This window comes from Streptomyces sp. NPDC058741, from assembly GCF_042746715.1.
Classification (GTDB): Bacteria; Actinomycetota; Actinomycetes; order Streptomycetales; family Streptomycetaceae; genus Streptomyces.
In genome coordinates this window covers 6547-16654 of sequence record NZ_JBHYQH010000075.1, presented here as the reverse complement: position 1 = coordinate 16654, position 10108 = coordinate 6547, and the positions used below count along the sequence as shown (strand labels likewise).

At 74.7% G+C, this 10108-nt stretch carries 10 protein-coding genes and 1 pseudogene; 4 read left to right on the top strand and 7 right to left on the bottom strand.

Annotation, left to right across the window (positions count from 1 at the left end; all coding sequences use genetic code 11):
- Together ACFW6P_RS31355 and ACFW6P_RS31350 are read left to right on the top strand one after the other, a co-directional pair.
- Window positions 1-324, top strand: a pseudogene (locus ACFW6P_RS31355) (hypothetical protein); the annotation flags it as partial.
- Between the two features lie 126 nt (window positions 325-450).
- Complete coding sequence (locus ACFW6P_RS31350) at window positions 451-2112, top strand: glycoside hydrolase family 13 protein (RefSeq protein WP_386356951.1); 1662 nt, start codon at window positions 451-453, stop codon at window positions 2110-2112.
- A gap of 198 nt (window positions 2113-2310) precedes the next feature.
- On the opposite strand, the gene ACFW6P_RS31345 is transcribed toward ACFW6P_RS31350, so the two are convergent.
- The 6 genes from ACFW6P_RS31345 to ACFW6P_RS31320 form a co-directional block, all read right to left on the bottom strand.
- Window positions 2311-2799 carry a hypothetical protein gene (locus tag ACFW6P_RS31345; protein WP_386356949.1) on the bottom strand — a complete coding sequence of 163 codons (489 nt, stop codon included), beginning with the start codon at window positions 2797-2799 and terminating at the stop codon, window positions 2311-2313.
- A gap of 16 nt (window positions 2800-2815) precedes the next feature.
- Entirely contained in the window at window positions 2816-3190 is a 375-nt protein-coding gene (locus ACFW6P_RS31340) for a DUF6479 family protein (RefSeq protein ID WP_386356946.1), read from the bottom strand.
- A gap of 108 nt (window positions 3191-3298) precedes the next feature.
- The gene (locus ACFW6P_RS31335) at window positions 3299-3667 is read right to left on the bottom strand and encodes a DUF1304 domain-containing protein (RefSeq protein ID WP_386356944.1); all 369 of its coding nucleotides are present in this window, start codon (window positions 3665-3667) and stop codon (window positions 3299-3301) included.
- A gap of 250 nt (window positions 3668-3917) precedes the next feature.
- Window positions 3918-4280: a DUF952 domain-containing protein gene (locus ACFW6P_RS31330; protein ID WP_386425653.1), complete on the bottom strand. Its 363-nt coding sequence runs from the start codon at window positions 4278-4280 to the stop codon at window positions 3918-3920.
- 27 nt (window positions 4281-4307) lie between these two features.
- On the bottom strand, window positions 4308-5264 hold the full coding sequence (bla, locus tag ACFW6P_RS31325; protein ID WP_386356938.1) for a class A beta-lactamase: 957 nt from the start codon (window positions 5262-5264) through the stop codon (window positions 4308-4310).
- A 370-nt stretch (window positions 5265-5634) separates the two neighbouring features.
- Window positions 5635-7296 carry a penicillin-binding transpeptidase domain-containing protein gene (locus ACFW6P_RS31320; RefSeq protein ID WP_386425650.1) on the bottom strand — a complete coding sequence of 554 codons (1662 nt, stop codon included), beginning with the start codon at window positions 7294-7296 and terminating at the stop codon, window positions 5635-5637.
- An 85-nt stretch (window positions 7297-7381) separates the two neighbouring features.
- Between ACFW6P_RS31320 and ACFW6P_RS31315 the strand changes: the two genes are divergently transcribed.
- Both ACFW6P_RS31315 and ACFW6P_RS31310 read left to right on the top strand, forming a co-directional pair.
- Window positions 7382-8368, top strand: coding sequence for a LysR substrate-binding domain-containing protein (locus ACFW6P_RS31315; protein ID WP_386356932.1), 987 nt, complete (start codon window positions 7382-7384; stop codon window positions 8366-8368).
- Complete coding sequence (locus ACFW6P_RS31310; RefSeq protein ID WP_386356929.1) at window positions 8365-9237, top strand: serine hydrolase; 873 nt, start codon at window positions 8365-8367, stop codon at window positions 9235-9237. Before ACFW6P_RS31315 ends, ACFW6P_RS31310 begins: the two co-directional genes overlap by 4 nt.
- Before the next feature lie 13 nt (window positions 9238-9250).
- Here the strand turns inward: ACFW6P_RS31310 and ACFW6P_RS31305 are convergent, their stop codons facing one another.
- Window positions 9251-9799 carry a tellurite resistance TerB family protein gene (locus ACFW6P_RS31305; RefSeq protein WP_386356926.1) on the bottom strand — a complete coding sequence of 183 codons (549 nt, stop codon included), beginning with the start codon at window positions 9797-9799 and terminating at the stop codon, window positions 9251-9253.
- Window positions 9800-10108: the final 309 nt, after the last annotated feature.

Here is a 10108-nt window from a genome sequence, read left to right as displayed (position 1 = left end):
GCCGGGGCCCGCGGGCCCCGGCGCGCAGGCCCCGCCGCGCGCGTCCGCGCGGCCCGGCTGGTCCCCCACCAGCCCGTGGTCGGTGCGCGGGAGGCCGCCGCCGGGGTCGTCGCCGCGCGTCTGCGGGACGGGCAGCGGCCCGGCGCCCTGCCCGCCGGTGAACTGCTGCGCCGTATCGGGGACCGGGTGGCCGCCCGCGGGGCGGACCTGTGGGAGCGGCCGTCGGCCGCACCCGGGAGCACGCCGCACCCCCTGGGCGCCGGCCGCACCTGGGCGCCGGCCGCACCCGGGAGCAGGCCGCACCTGGGCGCGGGCGGCGCCTGAGCGCCGGCGCCACCGGGCGCCGGTGGTGTTCCCCCCGAACGCATCACTCCTGCGGGGATGGTTCCATTTTCCGGCATTCTGGACAGGTTTCCTGCAGTCGTCCATATGCCTCGCGAAGGAGACCGCGTGACCGAACGCTCCACGCTCGACCTGTCGTCCCACAACCCCGACTGGTGGCGGCAGGCCGTCGTCTACCAGGTCTACCCCCGCAGCTTCGCCGACGCCGACGGTGACGGACTCGGCGACCTGCGCGGCATCACCCGCCGCCTCACGCACCTCGCCGCCCTGGGCGTGGACGCCCTGTGGCTGAGCCCCTTCTACCCCTCCGAGCTCGCCGACGGCGGCTACGACGTCACCGACCCCCGGGACGTCGACCCGCGCCTGGGCACCCTGGAGGACTTCGACACCCTGGTCGCCGAGGCCCACCGGCTCGGTCTCAAGGTCATCGTCGACATCGTGCCCAACCACTCCTCGCACCGGCACGTGTGGTTCCAGGAGGCCCTGCGCTCCGGCCCGGGCTCACCCGCCCGCGACCGGTACGTCTTCCGCGACGGGCGCGGCGAGCACGGCGAACGGCCGCCCACCGACTGGCAGTCCGTCTTCGGCGGCAGCGCCTGGAAGCGGGTGCCCGACGGGCAGTGGTACCTGCACCTGTTCGCACCCGAGCAGCCCGACTTCAACTGGGAGAACCAGGAGGTCCGCGCCGACCACCGCACCACCCTGCGCTTCTGGTCCGACCGCGGCGTCGACGGTTTCCGCGTCGACGTCGCCCACGCCCTCGTCAAGGACCTGGGCGAGCCGCTGCGCGACCTCGGCCGGCCCGAGCTGAGCCGCGAGGAGGCGCTCACCGCGCTCCCGCCCGGCACGCACCCCTTCTACGACCGCGACGAGGTGCACGAGGTCTACCGCGACTGGCGCAAGATCCTCGACTCCTACCGTCCGCCCCGCATGGCCGTCGCCGAGGCGTGGGTGCCCGGCGCCCGGCGCGCGCTGTACGCCCGCCCCGACGAACTGGGCCAGGCGTTCAACTTCGAGTATCTGCAGGCCGGCTGGGACGCCGACGAGCTCCGGCAGGTCATCACCGAGTCGCTCGCCACCGCCCGGGCCGCCGGGGCGTCGGCCACCTGGGTGCTCTCCAACCACGACGTCGTCCGCCACGCCTCCCGCCTGATGCTCCCGCCGGACACCGACCTCAACGCCTGGCTGCTCTCCGGCGGCCACGCCCCCGCGGTCGACGAGGCGGCCGGGCGGCGGCGGGCCCGGGCCGCGACGCTGCTGATGCTGGCGCTGCCCGGCTCGGCGTACGTCTACCAGGGGGAGGAGCTCGGCCTGCCGGAGGTCGCCGACCTGCCCACGGAGGTGCTCCAGGACCCCGTCTGGGAGCAGACCGGGCGGGTCCGCAAGGGCCGGGACGGCTGCCGGGTGCCGTTGCCGTGGACCACGACCGGGCCGTCGTACGGCTTCGGGCCCGGCGGCGCGTGGCTGCCGCAGCCGGCGGGCTTCGCCGAGTACGCCGTCGAGGCGCAGGACGGGGTGGAGGGCTCGACCCTGGAGCTGTACCGCACGGCCCTGCGGTTGCGCCGGAAGCTGATCGAGGGGGAGGAACTGGTCTGGGCGGGGGATGTGCCCGAGGGGGTGCTGCAGTTCGACCGCTGCGAGGGGTGGCGGTGTGTTGCGAACCTGTCCGGTGCGGTGGTGCCGCTGCCGGCGGGTGAGGTGCTGTTGAGCAGTGCGCCGTTGGAGGACGGGCGGGTGGGGCCGGACACTACGGTGTGGCTCGCACGCTGACGGCTCCGCCGGGGGGTTGGGGCGTGGGGCCGGCCCGGGGGGCCTTCGGCTGTCGGCCGGGTGCGGGGTGCTGGTCGCTGGTCGCGCCGTTCCGCGCCCCGTGGGGGCGGGTGCGGGGTGTTCGGCTTGTCGGCCGGGCGCGGGCTGGTGGTGGCTGGTCGCGCCGTTCCCCGCGCCCTTTTCGGGGCGGCAGTTCGGTCAGTAGCGGATTGCTCGGGCCACCTCGGTACGGATGCCGCCGGACAGGTCGTGGGTGCTGCGGGCGGTGGCCGTGGCGGACTGGCCGGGCTGGACGTGGTCCACGGTGACGATCACCGTGTCGACCAGTTGGTTCCCCGCGTCCTTGAAGTCCACCTGGACCGCGAAGGAACGGGCCGAGTCGTCGGTGTTGCGGACGCTGACCTCGGTCCGTACCCGGCCGTCGGCGCCGGTGACGGGCGCGCTCGTCCTGACGTCGTCCTTGACGTCGACGCCGTTCTGGATGTCGTCGAGCCGCCTCTGCGCCTCCGCCGCGGCGGACTCCACCGCCTCGGTGGCCCGTGAGGCGATCGACCCGACCGCCGACTCCGCCTTGCGGGCCGTCTCCTCGGGGCTGTCGCTTCCGCCGCAGCCCGCGAGCACACCCGGCAGGGACAGCGCCAGGGCCGCCCCTGCCGCCGCCCGGCGCGTTCGGTGACGGGCAGCCATGTCGCCTCCCGCGGTGTCAGGTGCGTCCGAGGCCGCCGCCGCCGAAGGATCCGCTGGACCCGGGCGACCAGCGGCGCGGCTGCTGTTCCTTGCCGGTCCTGGTGCTCGCGTGGTGGAGCTCGTAGGGCAGCAGCCGGCGCCCGCCGCGGGGCACGACCGGCACGTCGTCGGGCTCGCGCATCTCCCGGGTCTCGCGGACCGGCCCGCCCTCCGGGACATGGGGCTGCTCCTCGGGACCGGGGTGGTGGATGTCCTTGTCCATCACCCGCATCCCGACACGCACGGCCCAGATCAGCGCGCACGCCACGACGAGCCCGCTGACGAAGGCGATGACCACGGCGACCACGTGGTCGGGCGAGGCCGCCAGCACTACGTACGTTGCCGTCTTCATGCTCCGATTATCGCCGACGCAATGAGATGAAGCGCCCGGAATGTCCGGTGCTGTGCGAGGTGACCCGGGACCTGGTCAACCGCTGAGGGCCCCGGGGGCCCGCCGCGCCTACCCGTAGTGCGCGGCGAGCACCAGCGCCAGGGCGGCCACAGCCGGGACGGTCTGCACGAAGAGGATCCTCCGGTTCGCGGTGGCGGCGCCGTACAGGCCCGCCACCGCCACACACACCAGGAAGAACACCGAGACCTGGAAGCCGACCGGCTCGGCCGCCACCGCGCCCCAGACCAGTCCGGCGGCGAGGAAGCCGTTGTAGAGGCCCTGGTTCGCGGCCAGGGCCCTGGTGCTCTCGGCGAACTCTGGGGTGGTGCCGAAGGCGGAGCGGGCCCGGGGCGTGGTCCACAGGAACATCTCCAGCACCAGGATGTAGGCGTGGAGCGCGGCGAGGGCGAGCACCGCGACAGTGGCGAGGATCGACATGCCCTCATCATCACAGGACCCCCGACGCCTCCCCTCGATCGGGCCCTCCCGGGAGGCGGCGGGGGGTGCCGGGTGGAAGATTGCGGCCAGAGGGAGGCCGGGACGGGCCGTCGCGTCCCCGCGTGTGCCGCTCGGGAGCCCGCCCCGGCCTTCCCGCCCGCCGGGGCGTGGTGCCACCGCCGCCACCGCCCCGCGCCCGGACGGCGCACGGTCAGCTGCCGGAGCGCACGGTCAGGTACGGGGCGGGCAGTCATCCTGTCGCACTCAAGTGCGAGGCCCGGCCCGCCTCGTCCCACCGCACCTCCAGGACGTGGTCGACGGCGTCCCGGTCGAGGGGGCCGAAGACGTGCGGGAACAGGGTGTCCCCGGCGACCCCGGGCGGCGGGGCGGGGGCCGCCGCCTCCCACTCCACCCGCGCCGTCAGACGCGACTCGTCGAGCGCGAGCACCAGCAGCGGCCTGGGCGCGTCCCGGTAGAAGGCGTCGACCACGGCCAGCGTGGTCACCTCGTCCGGGGAGCAGTGCACGAACCCCTCCTCGGCGAGGGAGGCGGGGGCGTACGGCTGTCCGGCACCGGTGTTCCAGACGGTGAGCGGCACGACGTGATAGATCATGGCCTCGTTTATAGACCTCCGGGCCCGTCAGAGCCCGAGGGCGGCGACGGTCCGCCTGGCCGCCTCGGCGATCAGGGCGTCGGAGGGCTCGGCGTCGCGGCCCCGGCGGTCGGTCATGACCGCCAGGACGAGCGGTTCGCCGCCGGGCGGATGGAGGACGGCGATGTCGTTGGCGCGGCCGTAGTCGCCCGTGCCGGTCTTGTCGGCCACCCGCCACCCGTCGGGCAGCCCGGCCCGGATGCGGCGGGCGCCGACCTCGGTGGCGTTGCGTGAGAGCCAGTCCATGAGCAGGGCCCGTGCGCGGGCGGGCAGGGCGGTGCCGAGGAGCAGCGCTCGGAAGTCGGTGGCGACCGCCCGGGGCGTGGTGGTGTCCGCGGGGTCGCCCGGCGGCACGTCGTGCAGTTCGGGCTCGTAGTGGTCCAAGCGGCTGACCCGGTCGCCCAGTTCGCGCAGGAAGGCGGTGAGCGCGGCGGGGCCGCCGAGGTCGCGCACCAGGAGGTTGCCGGCGGTGCCGTCGCTGAACCGGACCGCGGCGTCGCAGAGTTGGCGGAGGGTCATGCCGGTGCCGACGTGCTTGCCGGTGACGGGAGCCGTGGCCTTCAGATCGGCCCGGGTGTAGGTGACGCGGCGCTCCAGACCGTCGGGGGAGACGCGGTGCAGGACCGCCGCCGCGGCCAGGGCCTTGAAGACCGAGCAGAACGCGAACCGTTCGTCGGCGCGGTGGAGCACCGTGGCGCCGGTGCCGGTCGCGAGGGCGTAGACACCGACGCGGGCGCCGTACTCGCGCTCCAGGTCCGCCAGCCGGGGGCGGTGGACCGGGGGGCGGCTGCCCGGCGGCGGGGTTTGGCGGTCCGCCGAAGGGGACCGGGCCGCCCGGCCGGCGGGACGGTCGTCCGTGCCGCAGCCGGCCAGCGGGGCCAGGGGGGCCAGGGCCGCGGTGGCCAGGACGGCGCGGCGGGGTGGGGCGGGACGTTCGGTGGGCACGCGGAGTGCTCCTCTCACCACCGGCTCTTCTCGGTTCACGGGGTCTGCTTCCGCGACGGTCGGCTCAGCGGGGTGTCGTGGGGTCCGGCCGGGGCTCGGTTGGAGTCGGCGGTGGTCGGTTTGGTGGGGTGTCGTGGGTCTGGTCGGGGCTCGGTTGGAGTCGGCGGTGGTCGGTTTGGTGGGGTGTCGTGGGTCTGGTCGGGGCTCGGTTGGAGTCGGCGGTGGTCGGCTCAGCGGGGTGTCGTGGGTCTGGTCGGGGCTCGGTTGGAGTCGGCGGTGGTCGGCTCAGTGGGGTGTCGTGGGTCTGGTCGGGGCTCGGTTGGAGTCGGCGGTGGTCGGTTTGGCTGGGTGCTGCCGGGCCGGCCGGGGCTCAGCCGGAGTCGCCCGGCACGGCGGCCAGCAGTTCGCGGACGACCGGCCCGGCCGAACCGCCGCCCGTCACCCCCTCCTCGACGACACAGGCGATGGCGACGTTGCCGCGGTGGGCGACGAGCCAGCCGTTGTTGTCCTGGTCCTCGGACACCTCGGCGGTGCCGGTCTTCGCGCCGATCTCGCCGGGCAGCCCGGAGAGGATCTTCGCGGTGCCGTCCGTCACGGTGGCACGCAGCATCTCGCGCAACTGCGTGACCACGCCGCGCGGCAGCGGGGTCGTGTCGGTCGTGTCCTCGGTGCCGGCGATCAGCGAGGGCTGGTGGAAGGTGCCCGACACGGCCGTCGCGGTGACCGACGCCATGATCAGCGGGTTGGCCTGCACGCGGCCCTGCCCGATCATCGACGCGGCCTTCTCCGTCTCGTCCCCGGGCACCGGCACCGAGCCGTCGTACGTGGGCGCCCCCACGTGCCACTCCTGGCCGACGCCGAAGTAATCGCGGGCGACGGCGCCCAGCTCCCCGTCGTCGAGCCGGTCGCGCAGGCTGATGAACGCCGTGTTGCACGACTCGGTGAAGTCCTTGCGGAAGGTCGCGCCCGGGTGCTCCGACAGCTCCACGTTCTGGAACCGCTTCCCCACCGTCAGGTACCGGGGGCAGTCCACCACGTCGTCCGGCGCGACGGCACCCTTGAGCAGCAGCGCGCTGCTGGTGACGATCTTCCAGGTGGAGCCCGGCGCGTAGGTGCCGGACAGTGCGCGGTTGAAGCCGGAGGACGGGGAGTTCGCCACGGCCAGGACCTCGCCGTCGTCGATGCGCAGCGCGACCAGCGCGGCGTTCTTGCCGTCGGCGTGGGTGGCGAGGGCCTTCTCGGCGGCCGACTGCCAGTCGGCGTCGAGGCTGGTGCGGACCGGGCCGTCGTCCGCCCGGACCGTCTTCGCGCCGAACCGGGCCTCCGTGCGCTGCACTTCGCCGGTGGCCCGGTCGACCAGGTGGATCGCGCCCCGGGCGCCGGACGCGCTGCCGCCGTCGTCCCCGGCGAGGCGGGTCATCAGGGGGGCCAGGGAGGGGAACCGCGTGCCGGTCATCTTCTCGCCGTCGCGATCGGTGACCTCGGGCGGTTCGGTCTCCTCCCGTTCGAGACGGAACTTCTCCGTGTCGCTCAGCCGGGGGTGGACGAGGGACAGCGTCCACTCCACCTTCCAGGAGCCGTCGTCCTGTTCGCGCAGCGGCAGCTTCGACTCATAGGTCCAGGTACCCAGACCTGTCACGGGCATCCGGGCGGTGAAGGGGACGGTGACCGAGCCGTCCTCGCCCTCGGCCGCGGTCTCGGCCGTCAGTTCCGGCTTGCCGATGTCGAGTCCGGCGGTGAAGCTCCGCAGGACCTGCTGGGCCGCGGCGGGACTGGTCGTACGGTCCGCCGCGCCGGGCATGCTGCCGGCCTCCCAGTCGGCGAGGAACGCGCGGGCCTGTCGCGCGGCGGCGGGGTCGGGCCCGGTGCCGCCCGCGAAGGGACCGAGACCGGCCGCGTACGCCCCGCCCGCGACGACGGTCAGCACGACCGCCCCCGCGACGACGGCCCGCAGGGCCCTGCGGCGCGGCCCGCGGCCGCCGGTGGAGGCGCCGGAGTACGCGGCGCCCGAGGAGTCGGCGAGGTTGTCCATGCTCCGAGAACAGCAGCGCCACCGGCGTTCTGTCCAATTTCTTCATTGATCTCGTATTGATCAATTCCCGATATGGTTGCTGCTCGTGGACCTGTTGCGGCACTTGGAGTGCTTCGTGGCTGTTGCAGAAGAGTCACACTTCGGCCGTGCCGCGGAGCGGTTGGGCATGGCCCAGCCCCCGCTCTCGCAGCGCATCCAGCGCCTGGAGAGACATCTCGGTGTCCGGCTCTTCGCACGCACCAGCCGGCAGGTGGCCATCACGGAGGCGGGTGCGCTGCTGCTGACCGAGGCGCGGGAGGTGCTCGCCCGCTCCGAGGCGCTGATGGCCACCGCGCGCCGCGTCCGGGACGGCGGGACCGGACGGCTGCGGGCCGCCCTGCCCCCGGACGTCTCCGGCGAGACGGTCGCCGCGCTCCTCGCGGGCTTCTCCGGCACGGGCCCCGCCGGCGTGGACCTGGACCTGCACGAGCTGTCCACCGCGCAGCAACTGGAGCGGTTCGCCGCGCACGAGCTGGACGTCGGGCTCATCCACCACCCCTGTGACGTGTCGGGGCTGGAGCTCGGCCCGGTGCTCCGGCGCGAGCTGGGCGTGCTGCTGCCGGGTGACGCGGCGGCGGCCGGACTCGACGAGGTGCCGCTCGCCTCCCTGACCGGCTACGACCTGATCCTCTTCCCCCGCTCGGCCGCCCCCGCGGTCTACGACGACCTGCTGACGACCTGCGCCCGCAACGGCTACACCCCGCCCGCGGTCCGCCACGCCCAGGGGGCGAGCTTCGTCCGGGGGCTGGTGCTGTCGGCGGAGGCGGTGGCGTTCGGGCCGCGGGACGCGCACCCGCCCGGCCCTCCGGAGCCGGCTCCCGGGCCGGGTCCCGGCGGTGACGTCGTGTGGCGTCCCCTCTCCGGTGCTCCGCTCGCCCTGCGGCACTCCGTCGCCTGGCCCGACGGGCGGGGGGACGCCGCCGTCGCCGCGTTCGCCGAGGCCGCCACGCACGCCCTGCGCACCGCCGGGGCCATGCCCGACCTGCCCTCCCGACCGCTCCATCTGCGCCCGGCCTCGGAGTACTGGCTGTGACCGACACCCTCGCCCGCATCCACGCGGCCTTCGCCGACGCCGGGGTCACCGGCCGGCTGCACGCCGTCGACATCGACTCCGGGGCGCAGCTCGACGCCGGTGCGGACCAGCCGGTGTGCACCGCCAGCGTCCACAAGCTGTGTGTGCTCGTCAGCCTCCACGAGCAGGCGGCGCGGGGGGAGCTGGACCTCACCGAGCAGGTCGAGTGCCCGCCGCGGGGCCGCACCGCCGGACCGACGGGGCTCGCCGCGATGCTCGACGGGGTCCGGCTGTCCCTGCGGGACCTCGCCTATCTCATGATGTCCGTCAGCGACAACGCCGCCGCCGACCTGCTGCTGGCGCGGGTCGGTCTCGACGCCGTCAACCGCACCACCGCCCGCCTCGGGCTCACCCGCACCCACGCGCTGCACTCCTTCGGCGACCTCCTCGCCACCATCAAGGAGGACGCCGGGCCGGGCGGCGCCGGGGCGCTGGCCGACCCGCACATCGTCGCCCGGCTCCGCGCGCTCGACCCGGCCCGCACCAACCGCAGCACCCCACGCGACATGACGCGCCTGCTCGCCGCCGTCTGGCGCGACGAGGCGTGCACACCGGAGCACGGCGCGGCCATCCGGCGCCTCCTCGGCCTGCAGGTGTGGCCGCACCGGCTGGCCTCCGGCTTCCCCTTCGACGACGTGCACGTCGCGGGGAAGACGGGCAGCCTGCCGACCGTGCGCAACGAGGTCGGCGTCGTCGAGTACCCCGACGGGGGACGCTACGCCGTCGCCGTCTTCACCCGCACGGCCCGCACCTCCGCGCTGCTGCCCGCCGCCGACGCCGTCATCGGTACGACGGCCCGCCTGGCGGTCGACGCCCTGCGCGCCCCCTAGCGCACGCCCGGGCTCAGAGCTGGAACTCGGCGGGCGACACCCCCAGCGCCGCGCACGCCTCGCGCAGCACCATCTGCTCGGCCTGCGAGAAGTCGCCGTCCGCACCGGCGATGACGATGCCGGTCTGGATGACGGCCCTGGCCTCGGTGGGCTTCTTGGCGGCCTTGGCAATCTCCTGCAGCGCCTCGGCCCGGCCGAGCTGGGCGTTGGCCATCAGCTGGTCCACGTGCTTGTTGAAACGCTGGCGCAGCTGCTCCGGCGGGAAGTTCTGCAGGACGTCGTTGCCGAGGATCATCGACTCGACGTGCTGCCGCTCGGCCGGATCCACATGCCCGTCGGCCGCCGCGACCAGGGCGCACACCGCCATGCTCGCGTCCCGGTAGGCACCGCTCTTCAACTCGCTCTTGAGCGACCCGAGCTGCGTCTTCAGCAGCCCGACCAGCTGGGCCTTGCTTCCGCCGCCGGACCTCGACCCGCCGCTGTGCGCACCGGTCGCGCCGCGTCCCGCCTGGCCCTGCTGCATCGCCCTGGCCTGGTCCTTGAGCCGGTCCCACACTGCCATCGCCGTCACCTCGGAATTCGTCGGCATCACCTCGCGCACCCGCTCCGCGCGTTCACCCCTTCCAACGCCCGGCCCCCAGGCAAAGGTTCCGCAAAACCCCCCGGTCTCCGCAGCGAGGTGCGGGAGGGGAGAAACCCGGGCCGGGACCAGCAGGCCAGGCGTCGGCGGAGGCACGGCGTGACGGGGACGGGTGCGGTCCCGGGCGCCCGGCGGGCTACCGGCTGCCGGGGGCGGCCGACCCCGGTGCGGTGCCCGGGCGGTCCTCCGCTGGAACCGGGCGGACCGAGGTCGGGGTGGGGCAAGGGGCTG

Coding starts and splice junctions, on each gene's coding strand:
- ACFW6P_RS31345 (WP_386356949.1), bottom strand. CDS start 2,799: ATGGCTGCCCGTCACCGAACGCGCCGGGCGGCGGCAGGGGCGGCCCTG.
- ACFW6P_RS31340 (WP_386356946.1), bottom strand. CDS start 3,190: ATGAAGACGGCAACGTACGTAGTGCTGGCGGCCTCGCCCGACCACGTG.
- ACFW6P_RS31335 (WP_386356944.1), bottom strand. CDS start 3,667: ATGTCGATCCTCGCCACTGTCGCGGTGCTCGCCCTCGCCGCGCTCCAC.
- ACFW6P_RS31330 (WP_386425653.1), bottom strand. CDS start 4,280: ATGATCTATCACGTCGTGCCGCTCACCGTCTGGAACACCGGTGCCGGA.
- ACFW6P_RS31320 (WP_386425650.1), bottom strand. CDS start 7,296: ATGGACAACCTCGCCGACTCCTCGGGCGCCGCGTACTCCGGCGCCTCC.
- ACFW6P_RS31305 (WP_386356926.1), bottom strand. CDS start 9,799: ATGGCAGTGTGGGACCGGCTCAAGGACCAGGCCAGGGCGATGCAGCAG.